The organism is Pseudogracilibacillus sp. SO10305 (assembly GCF_037072005.1).
Lineage (GTDB): Bacteria > Bacillota > Bacilli > Bacillales > Amphibacillaceae > Pseudogracilibacillus > Pseudogracilibacillus intestinigallinarum.
The window spans coordinates 1-18,723 of sequence record NZ_JAXHDE010000020.1; the positions used below are offsets into that span (position 1 = coordinate 1).

Sequence of the window (18,723 nt, forward strand, 5' to 3'; positions counted from 1 at the left end):
GCTAAAATTATATATAATATAACAGTAACATTACAAAGATTTCAATACATTTTCAAAAAATAAGTAGTTATGATTAAGTATACATATCTAATTTACACTAACTGTTATTTTACGTTTTCTAAACGTTTCCATAAGAGGAAAGTCTCCACAAAATAACATTATTATTCATTTCCTAGAACATAGTAGTCTGAAAGGTTTATCAACAATAAGTACGTATAGAGCCGTTCAGGCTAAAAAACACTTTTAAAATGATTTCTATTATCATCAAAAAAGTGTTCTATCGTTTATGTATGATGGAATTTTACGATACAAGTACCAAGCTCTTCCTCTTCCCACAATAGCGATAAAATATCTCCATCCTGTAATGGCCCAACTCCCTCAGGCGTACCAGTAAAAATAATATCTCCCTTTTTAAGCCCAAGGTTTTCTCCAATAAAACGAATGAGGTGGCCAATCGGAAAAATCATATGTTGGATATTCCCCTTCTGCCGTAAGGAATCATTGATAAATAATCGAAAGTCCTTTTTTGCACATGGTTCTATTCCTGGAAATGGAATAAATTTTCCTATAATAGCTGCATTCGGAAATCCCTTTGATAATAACCAAGGATGCTGTTTTTCTTTTAATGCACTTTGTACATCTCGTAAAGTTAAATCAAGTCCGATTGTCATCTCGCTAATTAAATCTTGTACAGGTAATTCAGGATTATAATCTTGTCCCATTTTGATGACTAATTCTGCTTCAAAATGTACCTCTCCTTTATCTGAAGGCAAATCAATTTCCTGACCATTTGCTTCTACTATGGCATGGGTTGGCTTATTAAAAACAACCGGAGATGTTGGAACGATATTGCCTAGTTCATGCACATGTTCGACATAGTTTCGGCCAATACAATAAATATTTTTGATTTCATCCATCCACTCTCACTCTCTTTCAACATATTAGTAAATACCCCCTGCAAAAAATGCACGTAATAAACGTTCTTTTTTCTCTAATTCACGTTCCGGTATATACCATTTAGACATTTTTTTCTCTAATGTTATTTTCATTGGTTCTTTCGCTTCCTTTACTTCTAGTTCCTCAAATGTTGTTGGCAAAATTTCTACCACTTTTTCAACGAATTCTTCTTCACTTAATCCATCAAAAATCTTTTCCTGTTTTAATACTGTTTCCAGCATTTTTCGATGGTCTAATGCTGCATAATCTATTTCAACAATCGCTTGAGCATTTGTGTTCGTTATAACATTAACATCTATGACAGAGTTTTCTTGTACATATGGCACATACTCTTCAAATAATGCTTCAATTGTTTCTTCTGATACGTCATAAAAGATAACTTTTTTCATTTTTTCAGCAAAAACATCGTACGCTTCTATTAATTCATTTTCTAGATTGACATCTATAACATCTTCTGTGGTTTCTTCATTCCCCAACACTACTTGTTCTAAGTATGTTTCCATTGCTAGTTCTGGTTCTGTAATATCATCCATTTTCATCTCATATTCTGTTAAATCAAATGGAATTTTCACTTTATTTGCTGGTGGTAAAGTTACTTCCAATTCATAAGATGCGTCTTTTTTCACATTAAATAACGCGTGAAAAAACTTTTCTTCTTCTGAGTTAAGAGAAGGATTTTGGCTAAACTCGGCGATATCAATTCCAGACGGTAACTTATATGGAGAGGTTGCCTCAATAATCTCTCCGTCTTCATTTGTCAAAATCATGTTCATATCTGGGTAAAACTCGCTCGTTTCATCCATATTATTTCTTACATCAATTGTTACCTTAATCGTTTGCTCTTCATTATCTTCATGAAAATCTCTATCATTATCCAACAATACATATTGAATATCTTTTAATATTACTTCGACATCATTTGACTTAGCTACCGGTTGTCCTTTCTCTTCACTAATTGTCTCTTCCCCTATGCTACAAGCAGAAAGAAAAAGAATAAACATCATGCATAAAAGCATGGTTACTCTTTGCATAAAAAACTCCTCACTTTCTAAATTTCTCCAACAAACTTAACTTCGTAAAAAATCAACTGCAATTTTTGACGTAGCAATGACTCCATGAATCAAAGCATTTTCATCGACATCAAAATAATCATTATGGTGTTCTGCTCCACTTCCGTATGCTTTGTTTTTCATACCAATAAATCCAAATACAATGGGACATAACTCACCATAACGACTAAACGGTTCAGATGCAAACCATTGTACTCCTTCCACATTTCTATGCGGTAAAATTTCAGCTAAACCTTTCATTGCCATATCGGCTAATTTTTCATCATTTATCAAAGCAGGTGCAACGATTTTTGTATTTTCATTAAATGTAATCGAACATTGATGTGCTACGGCAGTTTGCGTTGCAACTTCTTTTAAAATGGATAAAGCTTTCGCCCCTTCATCCGCATCATAGAAGCGTAATGTTCCACCAACTGTTACATCATTTGGAATGACATTATGAGCTGTCCCACCATTAATTTTCGTTAATCCTAATGTAACAGTTTTATTCACATCAATTCGATTTACCCATGCACTTGTTAATCCTGTCAAAACATTTGCCGTCGCAAAAATTGGATTAACCGATAAATCTGGCCGTGCTCCATGACCACTTTTTCCATGAACTGTAAAATCAACAAAAATTACACCAGCCATTTTCGGTCCAGCATCAATGCTTACTTTACCTGATTCCAAGAAAGCCGCTAAATGATTGCCATATATAGCTTCAATTTGTTTTCCTTTTAAATGTTCAATCATTGCGTCGATACCACTACCAATTTCTTCTCCTTCTTCAAAAATAAAATAAATTTTGCCTGTTAAGGCTGCTTTTAATTCTGTTAAGATTTTTATCGTCGTTAAAACAATCGCCATATGTCCATCATGTCCACATGCATGCATGACACCATGATTTTTAGAACGATACTTTCTTGGCCCTGCTAAATTATTTGGATTCTCTATGACAGGAAGTGCATCGATATCTGTCCGAATTCCAATCGTTCTTCCAGGTTTACCTGTATCTAGTAAAGCAGTGAATCCTGTTCCTTCGACTTCCTCTATTTCCAAACCCATTTCAGTAACTTTTTCTTTTAAATAGCGTGATGTTTCGTATTCTTTACTACTTACTTCTGGGTGCTCGTATAAATAGGTACGAATAGCGATAGTTTCTGGTTCATATGTTTTTGCAAGTTGTAAAATTCGTTCATTCACATCATTCACTACCTCTCTTTTTACTTCTTTCTATCTTACCATATTTTTTCATAAAAAAAGCTAACAATCATAAACGATCGTTAGCTAGTGATTTAACTTCATTTTACTCTTCTTGTCACTCTTTTAATGATACTTATTACACTTTTACTCTCCGTATAATAACGATTGTAATCCCTGCTGCCGTTAGGATGATACCAATAAATAGATAAGTATACATCGAAGTAGCTGTATTCGGTAATTCACTTTCATGATCGTCATCATTTGTAGCCACTTCTCCGTCTATATCATCCTTTATTCCATATGTTTCATTACTATCTTCATCATTTTGCTCTGTATCCTCTTTGGCTCCATCTCCACTCAATTCCCCGTCACTCTTATCATCTTCTTCGTTATTTCCACTTCCATTTGTTCCTTGCTCTTCTTCGTCGCCTTCATCTGTTTCAACATCTGTTTTTGTTAAATCAATATGAGCAAGTACAGGATCATGATCACTCGCACGTCCATGCATCGGTGTAAAATCAGCATTAACATGTAAAATATCTACCTCACTATGTTGTGCCAAATTATTCGATACTAAAATATGGTCTAATACTTGAGAATTACCTTGGAACACGTACGTATACCGTTTTTCTGCTGGTACATGATCTATTAAATTTGTTAAAATATCCCCTTTTAATTCTTCTATTGGATTTGAAAATTCAAAATCGTTCATATCTCCAAGCACAATAATATTTTCGTCTGGATTATCTTCCTGAATTTCACGCATAAAGTTGTTTAAAATAGCCGCCTGTTCCATTCTTTGTGGCTCACTTTTTAATGTTGGAGGTTGTATTTGTCCAAATATAGCTTCATCTCCACGTTTAGAATTTAAATGATTTGCAATAGCAACAAATGTTTCTCCATCAAACTCAAATTGAGCAGCTAACGGCTTTCTGGAACTTTCAAATGCCGCTTCATTTGGTCCGACTCTACCAGGATTTAATGTTAATTCGCCATTTTTATATTCTACCGTTTCTTCCGCAGTCCCAATTTCACCATCCACTAAAGATACGCGGTCTTTATTATATATAAATCCAACACGAATATTACTATTTGGCGCTCCACCATCTTCATTGTATATAGGGTTAATATTCACATAATCATATGTTGGACCACCCGCTTCTTCAATCACCTGGATAAGACGGGTAAATGTTTCAGATGCATCTGCATCTTCTGGACCACTGTCCATCCCGTTATTATCCTGCATTTCAATTAACCCTACAATATCAGGAGCATGCATATCTTGCACGATTGCTCGTGCAATATTTGCTGCCTTTTCTTCAGATGTTTCACTCGTATTTGCCGAAAAGTTCTCTACATTATAAGCCGCAATAGATAATTTGTCTCTATCTTGTTTCAATATCGTTTCTTTCGGTTCTGTTTCGCCTTCTTCAAATGCGACTTCAATATCTTCTAGATCTGCGTACACTTTGTAATTTTGAAAACCATAGTTTACAACACCTGTAATATCTTTTGTAAATACATCACCTGTTTTCACTTTCAAATTACGAGCATTATTATTTGGATATAACTTGTACTGGATAAATTGAGCATTCGGTTTATCTTTTTCTAATAATAGCCCCCCATGAATCGTATCTGTTTCAAATTCCTCCGTTACAACAACTAAATCACCATGCTCTTGTGGTGCCACAGCCTTTGCTGGTGGTATTTCTACTAGCATTCCTTCTAAACTTTCCCAGTAATCCATTGCATTTTTTTCTCGATCAAATGTATTAAAACCCTCTTTACCAATAACTTGATTTGGAATATCACTTGATGTAATTGTAATTGGTGTTGGTAAATCAACATGGTCCTCAATCACTTCAATCATACCACCACGGTCATTACGTGCATTAATTTGTGTAACTGATAAATCTGTTTCATTCTTGTCATCATATCCATCAATATAATATTCATCTACTTCACCCGTTACTTTAACTTTATTTCCTACATCAATATTTTCAGCACGCCCTGTATAAACGATAATCGCTTCTGACGTATCTTTATTTCCATCATAATTATCCTCTTCTGCCTGTAAATGGAAATAATTCGCTCCTCTAATTTCATATGTGTACGTAACAATTCCTTCAATATCTTCTACAACATGGTTCACATATGGCGATGTATGCCCAGGTCCCTGAATATCGTGAATCTGTAATCCTCTTTCCGCGTCGTATACATTATATGTAAATGTCGTTATATTACTTTCATCAAAACCATCTTTATAAGCGATTGCTTTAATTGTTGTATCTTTCTCTAACATAATTGGGTCTGTATACTCAGTTCCTGTTGTTTCCGTTGGGTCTGTTCCATCTACTGTATAATAAATTGTCGCCTCATCTGTAGCTGTCGTTAATGCCACCTCTGTACCTGAAGGAACTGAACCAGCTCCAGGTGTGGCGTAAACTGGTCTAACTTGATTATCATTTGCAACAATATCATCTTGACTTCTGGGAACGATTTGGAATTCATCATTAAATTGAATAACGATACCTGTAATAGAATCATACGTTTCTCCAATTTCTAATGATAATGAGTCAGTTTCATCACGAACGATAAATTCACCATCTCCATCTGAAGCAGTATAGTTTACCCAACCATTACCAATTTGGTCTTTCGTTAAAGATACATTTTTGACTGTGATTAATTGTGATTCTATCTCATCATTAATTTTACCCCCTGTAACTATTTCAGCAACAACATCTTTTTTACCATGCTTTTCAATTAACAGAGCATCATTTAATTGAAGTAACTTATTATAAAACGCTAAGTTACCTTGAACCGTTACTTCATCACCAATAGATACGTCTAAATTTGTCGGTCGTACAGCAATAGCCCCTGTTTCATCTTGAATTTGAATCGTGTTTTTAAGTTTCGCTGTAACGACTCCCTGTACTGTAATGTTACCTGTAGGGTTTTTGTGTGCCTCTTCAATCTTTACAGGACCTTCTTCTAATGGCGGTTCAGGTTCTACAGTTCCATCAGCAAATGATATCGCCGTCGGATTTTTTAAACCAGATTTCGTATGATATGTTTCTAAACTTCCGGTTATAATTATTTTTTCACCGATTATATTTGGATTTGATGCTAAACCAAATTGATCTCGAAAATCTTTCGTTATTTGGACAAATAACATTTTTTCAATGTCTGTTTCATTCGCATCCGTTGCAATTGCTATATTTGTATTTTCGAACCGATCAATATCTGTCGTCACGTTGTTCCCGCTAATCACATAACCTACTATATACCCTTCTACAGTTGCCATACCTTCATTATTCTCAATTGCTTCTTCAACTGAAACCGTCTCTTCTGCATACACTGATTGCATAAAAGATACATTAGAAAGCAATAATAAAAATATCATTAATAGTGAAAAGGTTTTCTTCCATTGCGCTTTTGCATGAAACATATAACACGACTCCTTTAATAGTTTTTAAAAAAGACCTTTTACATACGAAACTTCGTCCGATGTAAAAGGTCTCGGGTCCATCTTTTAATTCATACGAAACTTTCGAATGGCGTAAATTGCGATACCTACTAATAATAATAAAGAACCAATTAATAAAGTCGTATACATTGTTGTTGCGGTATTCGGTAATGCACTTCCTTTTTCTTGATCATCATCATCTTTCCCAGGTGTAATTACCGTTCCCTTATCATCCTCTGTACCATTTTCGTTCTCATTACCTGGTTCATTCGGATCTGGTGTTGGAACTGGATCTGGTGTCGGTGTAGGTTCTGGCGTTGGCTCAGGATCTGGTGTCGGTGCTGGATCAATCGGGTTTTCCGGAATTTCATCCAATGCAGCATCTAAAATACGTCCTTCTCTTTCAGGATCAACCTCGCCATTTAAATATTTTTCATCCACCATATAATCACGTAATTGTTCCCAATCTACTTCACCAATATTTGTCACACGTCCTTCTTCATACACTTTAGCGAACGTTTCAAAACCGTCTCCACCTTGTGCTGTAAATTGGTTTGTTGTAACTGTATAATTTTGTTGCAAATCAATTGGTGTATATTCACCATCTTGCAACACTTGCATATCAATTACTCTATCCCCAACCTCTTTATTACTATCAAAATAGTATTTCATCCCTGCAACATGTAAAAAACCGCCATTTTCATTCGGCGCTTGACTAACACCATGCTCCAATATCTCTTTTAATTCAGCTCCTGTTATCGTTGCAACAACTGGATCATTTCCAAACGGTAATACTTCGATAATTTCTCCGTTCGTAATTTTCCCTTTCGCAATCGGTGCACGAATACCTCCACCATTTTGTAAAGCAATCTCTGTTTCGGGGAACTTCTCTTTTGCCTTCGCTAGCATGGCGTCTGTTACAAGATTTCCCAATTCCGTTTCATTCGCACGAACACTATCTGACCTATCATTGTCAGTATGTCTTGGATTCGTTAATTCTTTTAACGCTTTAGCTCCACTCGGTTCATTAAACAGTTCATCTACTTCAGCTTTATACGTTGCTAAAACCTCTACAGCTTCTGGATCATCTTCAACATTTGATAAATCAACTAGTTCTCCTTCATGCTGAATAATTGTACCTTCTTCATCAAACACAACATCTAATACACCTAAATTATCAACATATTGTCCTGTTTGCACAATTAGCGTTGGCTCTTCCTCTGGTCCTTTTACAATCGTATTATTTAATTCTGTATGTGAGTGACCACCAACAATAATATCTATGCCGTCAACTTGTTCAGCTAACACTAAATCATTTCCTACTGCTGGATTGCTATCATATCCAATATGTGTTACGGCAATAATCTTGTTAACACCCTCATCTTCAAGTGCTTCAACCGCACGTTCAGCAGATTCTTTATAATTTAAAAATTTCACTAATTCTGGGCTGGCAATATTTTTTGTATCTTCGGTCGTTAATCCAAAAATACCGATATCTTCCCCATCAATTTCTTTAATAATCGCATTATATGCTTTTCCACCATTTGCTTCTCTTACAACAGAATCCTGAACTTTTAAATGTGATAATGTTGGGTCATCGGAGAAATCAACGTTTGTCCCTAAAAATGGGAAAGAAGCATCTTCGATAAATTTTTGTAATTCTGGATGTCCTTCAGGAGTCCCTAAATCAAATTCATGATTCCCAAAAACGAAAGCGTCAAGACCCATGAGATTAAACATTGCTAAATCGGCCTTTCCCTGATGTAAGTTAAAATATAATGTACCAGAAAAACTATCTCCAGCATGTAATAATAAGTTATTCTCACTGTTTTTACGTTGTTCTTTTATTTCAGTGATCGCCTTCGGTAACTTGTCCGCATGTGAATGTGTATCATTTAAGTGCATTACTTTTAATTGGAAGTTCTCATCACCGTCTTCTTCATCTTCAGTTTCTTCTGTTTCGTCTTCCTCAGGTTCTTCCTCTTCTTCTGCTAATCCCTGCACTTCTTCTTCATTCGTTGCTTTTTCTTTTTCAAACTCTTCATCAGAAGGTTCATCTACAGACTCAATAGGTACCTCTGTTTCAGATGAATCGTTTACATTTTCTTTATTTTCTTCACTATCAGGTACACTTTCTTGACCGTCCTCATCATCTTCCTTAAGTATTTCTTCCGACGGCTTATTTACATTTTGCTCGACCCGCTCAGGTGAATTATTATCTGACTGATCATTATGTACTGCAGGCTCCGCTAAACTTGTTGACGGTATAGTAGTAAATATAATCATTAATACTAGCATGAGCTTCGTTAATATGTTCCTATACTTTTTACTCACTAAATATCCTCCTTTTGTTATACGATACAAAATTCAATATAGTACATCAACGTTAAATATTGATGTATTTCATGTAAAAAATACGTAAACACCTCCAAAATAATTGAATAATCTGTGAACTCAAATAATAATTATATACGTAAAAATAAGTTAATTAATGAGGAAAGAGAATGGTTTTAAATATAAGTAAAAAGATTTAATTACAATCATTTTCATTTAAAACGTTGGCATTTCTTCCTATTTACATCTGTTCAACATAAACATATACCCCTAAATGCTTTTCCACATACAAAAATCCCCTAGAGTTAGATTTCAACCTAACTCTAGGGGATACAATCGTTTATATATTATTTAGTCAATAACTGCTTTCATATGAGCTTTCGTTACGGACCAATGCGATGTATTCCAATACGCTTTTTTATTTTTAATATAGATAATTTGTGGAGATTCATGCTTCACTTCTAAGTCCGCTTCAATTTGATTCGAAACAGGGCGTGATTCACGTACCTTCACCAAACTATAATCAATATTCGTGTCCGGTGTATCTGCTAAATAATCATTATATTCATCTAATGCATTAAAACTAACTGGACAAGTTGTACTATGTTTTAAAATAACTTGATCTTTGTCAACTGATTTTTCTAAAATTGCTTCCCATTCTTCTAGTTCTGTTATTTCATTCCATACCATCTCTGTTCCCTCCTAATGAATTCCTACCTATAAGTGTACGATATTTTGGCTATAATTCAAAAGAACGTGCTTAAACATCTTTCTATTTATATTTATGCAATACAACAATCGTCAGAATAATTAAACTTTATGCATTTGACATAATTATAGTTGTATAAGTATACAAATTATCGTATACTTATTTATATTGAATTTGATTAAAATAGGAGTTAGGAAAATGAATAATATTAAAGCGAAAGATCATATAAAATTTATCGTCCCTTCTTTACTCGGTGTATTTTTATTTATGACACCTATTAAAGTTGCAGGGAACTTTACAATCCCCATTGCAGTTTTGGCCGGATTTATTCAAGACGGATTAGCAAATTACTTATCATTAATTATGACGGTCATCGTCGTTTTAACCGGAATATTAACCATTGTTTTTTCGTTGAATCCTTCTTTTACTAAAAACAAACCATTTTTACAACGTTTGTTTCTAGTCGAGAATTTCTGGATGATTACACGTTTTATTGCAGCAATTTTTACATTAATGATTTATTTCCAAATTGGTCCAGACATTATGGTTGGCGAAGATACAGGACAATTATTATTAGATGATTTATTACACGTACTATTTTCTGTCTTTTTATTCGCTGGTTTCTTTTTACCGTTATTAACGAATTTCGGATTGTTAGAATTTATCGGTGCATTTATGAAAAAGATTATGCGACCTTTATTTAAATTACCGGGACGTTCTTCGATTGACGCATTAGCTTCGTGGATTGGTGACGGTACAATTGGAGTATTATTAACGAGTAAACAGTATGAAGAAGGGTATTATACAAAACGAGAAGCAGCAATTATCGGAACAACTTTCTCCATTGTTTCTATTACTTTTACATTAGTTATTATAGAAAAATTAGGTTTAGAACATAAATTTTTACCTTTTTACTTTACGATTATTGTAGCAGGATTTGTAGCAGCCATTATTATGCCACGTATTCCTCCGTTATCACGTAAGAAAAATGAATATATTAATCCAGAGCAAAAGATGATTGATGAATCGATTCCTTCTGAACACAACGTATTTTCGTATGGATATGAAAAAGCAATTCAACGGAGCCGTGCAGAAAAAGGAGCAGGAAAATTCATTTCTGAAGGAGTTAAAAACGTTCTTGATATGTGGATGGGTGTTGCACCTGTCGTGATGGCTTTCGGTTTAATTGCTTTAATGATTGCTGAAGGAACACCATTCTTCCAATGGTTAGGAATTCCATTCATCCCTATTTTAGAATGGATGCAAGTGCCAGAAGCAGCAGAAGCTTCGCAAACTATTTTAATTGGTTTTGCGGATATGTTTTTACCAGCAATTATCGGGTCTTCTATTGCATCCGAAATGACTCGCTTCATCATCGGTGCCTTATCTATCACACAACTTATTTACATGTCAGAAGTTGGTGGACTACTTTTAGGTTCGAAAGTACCAGTGTCATTTAAAGATTTAGCGATCATTTTCTTGTTAAGAACTATTATCACATTACCTGTCATTGTATTGTTAGCACATCTATTCTTTTAATAAAAAAAGTGATGTCCACCAAATTAGGTGAACATCACTTTTTTATTTCCAATAATTATTTGCTACGGCAATCGTCTGAAAATGAATTGCAATTACTTGGGAAGCCATCGTTAAACTATCTGGGTTTTAGGCATAATCTGGACGTAATTTTTCACGAACAGCTGGATCTGGCTGTGTATAGCCAACACGTTTTCTCGCCAATGTAACCGCCAAATCAAATCCCGCTTCCGGTGTGTCTGTTATTAAACTAGGTAACCAACTACTCATTTTCATCCCCCATATAGAGTGTACGAGCTTATACATTCATTTTACATGAATGTTTACTATATGGATAGACTTAATTTTTCTTTGTCGCTTGTTCCATTTGTTGCCAAATAGAGCCTTCTCCTTCTTTTCCACTTTCAATACGGGTAAGTGCCATTTTTGCTTGCATACGTACTTCAAACTCTGTATCTTCTAACGCTTTTTGTAAAGCTGGAATCGCTGATTCATCTCCTACTTCATATAAAAACATTGCCGCACGCCAACGAACGATTCGGCTTTTATCCTCTAATGTTTGAATCATTTCTGGCATCGCTTCTTTAAATCCTAAATCACTTAAACAATCCCCAGCCGTACGACGTACATTGACAGAACGATCTTGCAATGCTTTATATAAATATGGCAATGTTTCTTTCTGTTCAATCATCCCTAAATAAGCCGTCGCAATTCGACGGACAGACGAATTATCGTCTTCTAAAGCCTTATTTAATAAAGGATAATCGTCTTCTGTTGGATCAGGCATATTCGCCAATACTGCATATCGATCTCGCCAATTATCAGCGTCTAACATATGGACGGTAACTTTTTGACGGTAAGTTTCTTTCGGTGCCTCATCAAGTAAAGCTGCCTGTAACAATTGTTTCAATCTTTCTTCCGTATATGCTGCATCTAATTCTTCTACTACTGCTTGGCCAATTTCATCTAGTTCACCATATCTCGGACTTTGTTCAACCCATTTTCTTTCTAGTAAATAACTATTCGATGCACTTGCCGCTTCCATTGCGGCATTCGTTAATCTTTCTGGTAGTGCATAACGTTTCTCCACTTCTGCCTCAGTTAGCTTCACTTGTGTCGGGATATTACGGATCATTTGGATTTCAACCTTTACTTCTCCAAACGCTTCGCCCTCTTCTTGTGTCACAGCTTTAGAAAACAAATCATCTGTTATGCTATCCGCGCCAAATATTGCGTACACTTTAGGCAAAATTTCTTCCCAGGTAACCCGGGGATTACGCTCAATCGTTATAAAATCAATGACACGATAAATTCCTTTTATACCATTAATTTCGAATAATTTTTGTATATAAGATGGCGCTTCATGAAGCGGATCAGTATGAGAAAAATTGAACGCTTCTCCATCTGGTAAAGTTTCATTTACATTTACTTTCATTGAATATGGACTAGGTGTCGGTTCCATCGAAATAATTTTCATGTAACATCCTCCTCATTTGTATACATTTTACTACAAAATACATACTACTTCCTCTAATCGATTTCATGTTACATCACAGGATCATTTAGTACAATAGAAGTAATGATGGAAATAGGAGAGAAAAAATGCAAAAAGTATATAGTGATGTTATACAATTTCGTGGCTCACATTATGATTTTGGGTATCGTCAAGGCGAGCTGTTAAGGCATTCCCTTTTAATTAAAAATCGAATGAAGCAATGGTTAGATAAAAATCCTCGTCGTTTTTTAATTGATGTTCCCCATTACAAACATATTATTTCGAAACATGCTCCTTCCATTTGGGATGAAATGGAAGGGCTAGCCGAAAGTTTACATATGCGGATGGAGGATGCTGTCCGACAGTTTGGTGGATATTATTTAGAATATGGTAGAAGTGGTTGCTCTATTTTTTCACAAAATAACTACTTCATACGTAATTATGATAATGACCCTTTATCATATGAAGGTCGTTTTGTTTTATATGCCCCATTTGATGGTGGTTATGCAACAATTGGTCCTTCCATGCAAATCACAGGACGAACAGACGGAATGAATGAACACGGGTTAGTCATGGGGTATAATTTTATCAACCGAAAACATGGTGACGATGGTTTTATGTGCAATATGATTGGCCGAATTATACTAGAACAATGTGCAACGGTTGATGACGCGATACAATTATTAAAGGAAATTCCACATCGACATTCTTTTAGTTATGTAGTGAAAGATGCTAAGCAAAAGGAAACTACCATTGTAGAAGCATCTCCTCGTGAGGTGCAAGTGAGAATTGGTAATATTTGTACAAACCATTTTACGATTTTAACAGAAGAAAACCGTTACCGTATGGGTGATTCTATACGGAGAGTCAAAGTGTTAGAGAATGAGCAACATCATGCGATTGATGCCTTAGAAGCTTATAAATTAATGAATGATACGACAACCGGGATTTTTTCGACGAACTATGGTGCATGGTCTGGTACATTGCATACAGCGATTTATTATCCAGACAAATTGCGTATTGGTTTTACAATTGGTGGAGACCGTTTTCCATTTATATTTCATTTCAAAAAATGGGTTCATGGGGAAGATGTTCGTGTAAAACGCATTAACGGTTTATTACTAGCGAAAGATCCATTTATAAATATGGTAGAATTATAAAAACTATGAGACAGTGTGTGCTTATACTGTCTCATAGTTATTTTGGTATTTCTAAAATCCGAACATCTGTGACGGCATAGTCAATCTCAGGATGTGCATGAAATTTCGGCAAAATTTCTCGATGAAATCGCGTTTTCGTTGCTGTTCCTTTTCGGTAATCAACCATATAACGTAATGTTACAATAATACCATCCTCATTCGAATTTAAAGCAAACACTGGTTTATACTGTTCCTCTGCTTCTGTAATTAAATCATCTCCTCTTTCCTTACTATCTTGAATAAAATCAGCGTAATAACGATCCCCAGCTTCTTGCATAATTTTCTCGGCCTCTTGCCAATTACTTTCATATGTTAAAATGAACTGAATCTCATGCCATACATAGGCATACTTTCTTCCGACAACTTCAATTGTTTCTTCAAAAATCGTTTTATTCGGAAACTTTATCATACGACCCGTATTGGAGTCTGATGATAACCATTTTCTCACTTCGAGTAACTCAAAATGTGTGAACTTTACAGCAACTACATCTCCCATTACATCGTTAATTTCGATTCGGTGTCCCTCTTTAAAATATTTTCCATGTTTAATGACGAAATAACCAATCAAGTTATTCGTTAATCCTTTTACGATAAAGACGACAAAAATACCTAGCAATAATAAAATTATCATAAAGGCATTTAAAGAACGAATCCAAATTGCGAAGATAACGATCGTCAATAATGTCGAAATGATTCGTTTCGATATTTTTTTCCATAAAAATTGATCTTTTATATTTGTAACATTTTTCTTAATAATTTTTTTAAAAAAGATATGTAAAAACAAAGCGAATAAAACGAACATAGCTGTTAGTGCAACTTTATCTATATATACATCAGACGTCGTAAATGTGGCAAACATTTTTTCGAGCCATTCAGAGAAATAATCTAACAATATATCAGACACAAAAAAACCTCCTTCTCTACCTTATTTTAACATAACAATAAAATGAAAATAGAATTATATGAAAAGAACATGACGTCCTTACATGCATATTTTATTTAGATGATTCATTCAATTTATAACTTTGATAGATAAGCGCCATTTCGGATACGACACAAAGTCATATATTGTAATAAATCTAAAAGAAAGGATGGTTTAAATGAGTAAAGATAAACATGTTACTTGTGAAGCTTGTCGCCATAAGGAAAGACCTTGTTATGAATGTGAATTCCATAGCCAACAGAAATGTCCACCAAACTTAGCATCCGATTGTATTGTCGTTGATTCTCTAATTTGTAATAAAAAAATATACAAAATTGCAGAACTTTCCGTTCCAATTCCAACATTAGGAGATATTATTGATATTGGACCAGGAGGAGTTATTACACCACTTATTTCTCTAACACCAGAATTAAGTGGAATTGTCACGCAAACGACAGTCGTAAAAGATATGGTTATTAATACAGGTTATTTACCAGCGAATGTTACCATTTTAGGAATTGAAACCCCATTACAAATTAATATTCCTTTCCAGCAAGAAACAGTATGTCCAGGAGTATGCCCGGAAGACAGAATTCATGAATCACCATTTAAAATAGAGTCTGTCGTCACTCAAGGTATTGAAGCACTAGGTATTTCAGTAGGAAATATTTTATTTAAGGTTGTACTCTCTACGAACTTAACTGTAACGAGACCAGTCGTCACAAAGGCTCCTAACTTAAGAGTTGTGAAAGATGTCAATGACAATCGTTGTGAAGGCAGTGATTGGTATGGTTAAACAAAGTCCTTTTCAACACGATCTTTTTGACTTCACTTATATTGAAGAACAAGTTAAAAACTTAAAAAAATCTTTACCAGAGAAAGAGATGGAAGATTTAGAAGAACAAACTCTTAAAAAATTAGTCGAGGAACAGACGTTCATATTAAGAGATATTGATGAAAGGCTTCATAATATCGAAAAGAAACAACAAAAAAGAAAATGGTTTTAATGTTTTTCTAATGTTCGAAATATCTTCCAAATAATCCATCATCTATATTTCTATCGTATGGAATAAAAATAAATATGTGACACGTATACAATGAAAAATACTCTAAAGATGTTGATGTCTTTAGAGTATTTTTATATACCTTTTCATTATATACAAGAAAACGTCCTATAACAGTTGAATGACATGAAACAAACTGTTAGCCTTTTTATCGAGAAAGCTTTAATAAATCCCGTGTCATTTTTAAGAATATGACTAAGTAAAATTTACCTATTTAATTATATTTATTGTATAATCTAAACTAGACATACTAATTTTCATAACATGAAAGGAGTACATAATTTGAAAAAATTTTTGTTTATTTTCGCGACAATATTTATATTAGCTGCTTGTAGTTCTCCATATGACGATTTATTAAAAGAAGGTAATGAAGCATTCGATAAAGGAGAATATGACCAAGCCTTAAAACTATACGAATATGCTTTGGACGAAGATGAAGACGGAAAAGAAGCGAAAGAAAAAATTGAAATCATCGATATGTATAATGAATTAAACTCCATTGATGAAGGTGATTGGGATGAGGCATTTGATCTTGCAAATGACATTTTAAAACATGATGCCATCAATGACAAAATGAAAAAAGAAGTCAAGGAAACATTAACGACCGTTGAAACAAATAAAGAAGAGGAAGAAAAACTATTAGCTTCCTTGGATAAAATTGAAAAAGATATTAAAAATGAAAAATTCGAAAAAGCCGCTAAAGCTTTAGAGGACTTTGACTTCACAGTCGATTCTTCTGAAGTATATGATCGCCATGAAGAATTAGGGTATTCATTAGAGGATGCTACAATTGCTTTTGCCGAAAAAGAACGTGAAAAGGAAGAAAAAGAAGCAGAGAAAAAACGGAAAGAAGAAGAAAAGAAAGCTGCCGCATCACAAAGTAAATATGACAAATATTATGATAAAGCAATGGCGATAGAAAGCCGTATGAAAGACGCTGCTTATGATGCAGGTTATATGCATGATTATTCTGTGGTTTCTTATAAATTTGTTTCAGATTGGGACAATCTATTAAATGAAGTTTGGGATGTACTAAAGGAAGACCTTCCTTCTGACGTTTATGATGAATTATTAGAAGATCAGCGTGAATGGATCCAAAATAAAGAAGCTGAATACAAAGAGTACTCTGATAAAGTAGAGGCAGATACATACTTAGGTTTCACGACAATGAATCGAACTGTTTATTTAATTACCCATTATATTGATTATTAAACTGTTTAACAGAAAAAGATTTTAATGTTTGTTCAAGAATACTTTCTACTAAATCACCTATTGTGAAAGCTATATCATTTTTAGGTAATATTATTTCTAAACCTAAAGGCAAAACAACTTACTTCATGATATAAAGTTTAAATCTAAAGAGCACCTCTGTAATTTATTGTGTAATTACTTTAATTTTACTCGAGAGTGCTCTTTTTGTGTGCCTTAACATAGCGAAATAAATCTACGGTGACTCCTACGGAACTATCCGTGTCCGAGAACGACAAAAAAAGTAAATTTCTTTGTTGCTTGAGTCCGGCCCGTAGAACGCGAAGTAGATGGATGGAGCGATGTAATTGATCCAATAAAATGAAAAAAGGGAATTTCAGTAAAAATCAATTTACTAAAGTTCCCTTTGTAGTTCACTCGGTTTTGTCCCAAACTCTTGTTATTATCCCCAAACTTTATCAGCAATACGCTTAATTAATTTCATTTTTTCCCACTGATCTTCTTCCGTTAGTTCATTTCCTTCTTCTGTAGAAGAGAATCCACATTGTGGGCTTAAACATAATCTATCAAGTGGAACATATTTTGCCGCTTCTTCAATACGTGCAATAACATCTTCTTCTTTTTCAAGTGCAGGGCTTTTCGATGTAATTAACCCTAACACAACCTGTTTATCTCCAGTTAAATACTGTAGAGGTTCAAATCCACCTGCACGATCTGTATCAAATTCTAAATAATAAGCATGAACATTTTCACGACCAAATAATGCGTCAGCTACAGGATCATAGCCTCCTGAATAATGCCATGTAGATCGATAATTACCACGACAAACATGTGTTGTGACAACTAAGTCCTCAGGTAAACCTTCTAAAACACGATTATTTAAATCAATATACTCTTCGATTAATGCGTCAACATCAACACCGTTACTTTCTGCCTTTTCGCGATAATCCTTGTCACATAATACGGCCCAAACTACCTCATCCATTTGAATACTACGACAACCTAAATCATAAAATGCTTGAAATGCTTTTTGATATGCTTGAACAATATCATCGTATAATTCTTGTTTATTCGGATAGATACTTTCTGTATTCTCCAAATTATGAGGTTTTGTAATTTCATATAAAAATTGTACTGCTGAAGGGAATGTTTGTCTCGCAATAACACCTTCAGGTTTGATTGATGTTAAATATTTATAATCTTCTAAAAATGGATGGTTTGAAAAGTCAATTTTCCCAACGATTTTAGCCGTTTCATTTCTCGTTTCAACACCTTGGAATTTTAAGCCAGATTCTGTATATGCTTTTTCAACGCCGTCTAATCCCCACATAAAGTCTAGATGCCACCAACTACGACGAAACTCTCCGTCTGTCACAGCTTCTAGTCCAATTTCAGCTTGTTTTTGCACTAAATCTTTAATTGCATCATCTTCTACTTTTCTTAATTGTTCTGCTGTTATATTTCCAGCCTGAAAAGCTTCTCTAGCCTCTTTAATGCTTTCTGGGCGTAAAAATGAGCCTACATAATCAGCGCGGAATGGTGCTTTTTTCACTTCTGCCATCTGTCATCCTTCTTTC

The 18,723-nt window shown here is 34.4% G+C and carries 14 protein-coding genes and 1 pseudogene; 5 read left to right on the forward strand and 10 right to left on the reverse strand.

Annotated features, from left to right (window positions below; translation table 11 throughout):
• Positions 1-284: 284 nt before the first annotated feature.
• The 6 genes from SPD45_RS13085 to ytxJ all read right to left on the reverse strand — a co-directional run bounded on the left by SPD45_RS13085 (position 285) and on the right by ytxJ (position 9,702).
• Positions 285-917 carry a fumarylacetoacetate hydrolase family protein gene (locus SPD45_RS13085; RefSeq protein WP_336268226.1) on the reverse strand — a complete coding sequence of 211 codons (633 nt, stop codon included), beginning with the start codon at positions 915-917 and terminating at the stop codon, positions 285-287.
• A gap of 24 nt (positions 918-941) precedes the next feature.
• Positions 942-1,988, reverse strand: coding sequence for a DUF5105 domain-containing protein (locus tag SPD45_RS13090; protein ID WP_336268227.1), 1,047 nt, complete (start codon positions 1,986-1,988; stop codon positions 942-944).
• Between the two features lie 36 nt (positions 1,989-2,024).
• Positions 2,025-3,212 (reverse strand): amidohydrolase, encoded by a 1,188-nt coding sequence (locus tag SPD45_RS13095; RefSeq protein ID WP_336268228.1) that lies wholly within the window; start codon positions 3,210-3,212, stop codon positions 2,025-2,027.
• Positions 3,213-3,348: 136 nt separating this feature from the next.
• Positions 3,349-6,660, reverse strand: coding sequence for a DUF6359 domain-containing protein (locus tag SPD45_RS13100; RefSeq protein ID WP_336268229.1), 3,312 nt, complete (start codon positions 6,658-6,660; stop codon positions 3,349-3,351).
• 84 nt (positions 6,661-6,744) lie between these two features.
• Positions 6,745-9,012: a bifunctional metallophosphatase/5'-nucleotidase gene (locus SPD45_RS13105; RefSeq protein WP_336268230.1), complete on the reverse strand. Its 2,268-nt coding sequence runs from the start codon at positions 9,010-9,012 to the stop codon at positions 6,745-6,747.
• A gap of 351 nt (positions 9,013-9,363) precedes the next feature.
• Positions 9,364-9,702 carry a bacillithiol system redox-active protein YtxJ gene (gene ytxJ, locus SPD45_RS13110; RefSeq protein ID WP_336268231.1) on the reverse strand — a complete coding sequence of 113 codons (339 nt, stop codon included), beginning with the start codon at positions 9,700-9,702 and terminating at the stop codon, positions 9,364-9,366.
• 217 nt (positions 9,703-9,919) lie between these two features.
• Here ytxJ and SPD45_RS13115 point away from each other — a divergent pair, with 217 nt between their 5' ends.
• Complete coding sequence (locus tag SPD45_RS13115; protein WP_336268232.1) at positions 9,920-11,260, forward strand: YjiH family protein; 1,341 nt, start codon at positions 9,920-9,922, stop codon at positions 11,258-11,260.
• Positions 11,261-11,302: 42 nt separating this feature from the next.
• Here the strand turns inward: SPD45_RS13115 and SPD45_RS13120 are convergent.
• A pseudogene (locus tag SPD45_RS13120) lies at positions 11,303-11,563 on the reverse strand (hexameric tyrosine-coordinated heme protein).
• Positions 11,564-11,597: 34 nt separating this feature from the next.
• Positions 11,598-12,734, reverse strand: coding sequence for a conserved virulence factor C family protein (locus SPD45_RS13125; RefSeq protein WP_336268233.1), 1,137 nt, complete (start codon positions 12,732-12,734; stop codon positions 11,598-11,600).
• A gap of 125 nt (positions 12,735-12,859) precedes the next feature.
• On the opposite strand from SPD45_RS13125, the gene SPD45_RS13130 reads away from it, so the two are divergent.
• Positions 12,860-13,912 carry a C45 family peptidase gene (locus SPD45_RS13130; protein ID WP_336268234.1) on the forward strand — a complete coding sequence of 351 codons (1,053 nt, stop codon included), beginning with the start codon at positions 12,860-12,862 and terminating at the stop codon, positions 13,910-13,912.
• A 37-nt stretch (positions 13,913-13,949) separates the two neighbouring features.
• Here the strand turns inward: SPD45_RS13130 and SPD45_RS13135 are convergent, their stop codons facing one another.
• The gene (locus SPD45_RS13135; RefSeq protein WP_336268235.1) at positions 13,950-14,855 is read right to left on the reverse strand and encodes a mechanosensitive ion channel family protein; all 906 of its coding nucleotides are present in this window, start codon (positions 14,853-14,855) and stop codon (positions 13,950-13,952) included.
• 196 nt (positions 14,856-15,051) lie between these two features.
• Between SPD45_RS13135 and SPD45_RS13140 the strand changes: the two genes are divergently transcribed.
• The 3 genes from SPD45_RS13140 to SPD45_RS13150 all read left to right on the forward strand — a co-directional run bounded on the left by SPD45_RS13140 (position 15,052) and on the right by SPD45_RS13150 (position 17,149).
• On the forward strand, positions 15,052-15,669 hold the full coding sequence (locus SPD45_RS13140) for a hypothetical protein (RefSeq protein ID WP_336268236.1): 618 nt from the start codon (positions 15,052-15,054) through the stop codon (positions 15,667-15,669).
• Positions 15,662-15,880: a hypothetical protein gene (locus tag SPD45_RS13145; protein WP_336268237.1), complete on the forward strand. Its 219-nt coding sequence runs from the start codon at positions 15,662-15,664 to the stop codon at positions 15,878-15,880. Before SPD45_RS13140 ends, SPD45_RS13145 begins: the two co-directional genes overlap by 8 nt.
• A gap of 339 nt (positions 15,881-16,219) precedes the next feature.
• Positions 16,220-17,149, forward strand: coding sequence for a lysozyme inhibitor LprI family protein (locus tag SPD45_RS13150; protein ID WP_336268238.1), 930 nt, complete (start codon positions 16,220-16,222; stop codon positions 17,147-17,149).
• A gap of 439 nt (positions 17,150-17,588) precedes the next feature.
• Here SPD45_RS13150 and SPD45_RS13155 read toward each other — a convergent pair whose 3' ends face one another.
• Positions 17,589-18,707, reverse strand: a complete 1,119-nt coding sequence (locus SPD45_RS13155) for a 5-methyltetrahydropteroyltriglutamate--homocysteine S-methyltransferase (protein WP_336268239.1) — start codon at positions 18,705-18,707, stop codon at positions 17,589-17,591.
• Between the last annotated feature and the right edge of the window lie 16 nt (positions 18,708-18,723).

What these genes read in the sequence shown, in the direction of transcription:
- SPD45_RS13125 (WP_336268233.1), bottom strand. Translation starts at nt 12,734, where the DNA reads ATGAAAATTATTTCGATGGAACCGACACCTAGTCCATATTCAATGAAA.
- SPD45_RS13085 (WP_336268226.1), bottom strand. Translation starts at nt 917, where the DNA reads ATGGATGAAATCAAAAATATTTATTGTATTGGCCGAAACTATGTCGAA.
- SPD45_RS13090 (WP_336268227.1), bottom strand. Translation starts at nt 1,988, where the DNA reads ATGCAAAGAGTAACCATGCTTTTATGCATGATGTTTATTCTTTTTCTT.
- SPD45_RS13115 (WP_336268232.1), top strand. Translation starts at nt 9,920, where the DNA reads ATGAATAATATTAAAGCGAAAGATCATATAAAATTTATCGTCCCTTCT.
- SPD45_RS13155 (WP_336268239.1), bottom strand. Translation starts at nt 18,707, where the DNA reads ATGGCAGAAGTGAAAAAAGCACCATTCCGCGCTGATTATGTAGGCTCA.
- SPD45_RS13130 (WP_336268234.1), top strand. Translation starts at nt 12,860, where the DNA reads ATGCAAAAAGTATATAGTGATGTTATACAATTTCGTGGCTCACATTAT.
- ytxJ (WP_336268231.1), bottom strand. Translation starts at nt 9,702, where the DNA reads ATGGTATGGAATGAAATAACAGAACTAGAAGAATGGGAAGCAATTTTA.
- SPD45_RS13145 (WP_336268237.1), top strand. Translation starts at nt 15,662, where the DNA reads ATGGTTAAACAAAGTCCTTTTCAACACGATCTTTTTGACTTCACTTAT.
- SPD45_RS13140 (WP_336268236.1), top strand. Translation starts at nt 15,052, where the DNA reads ATGAGTAAAGATAAACATGTTACTTGTGAAGCTTGTCGCCATAAGGAA.
- SPD45_RS13100 (WP_336268229.1), bottom strand. Translation starts at nt 6,660, where the DNA reads ATGTTTCATGCAAAAGCGCAATGGAAGAAAACCTTTTCACTATTAATG.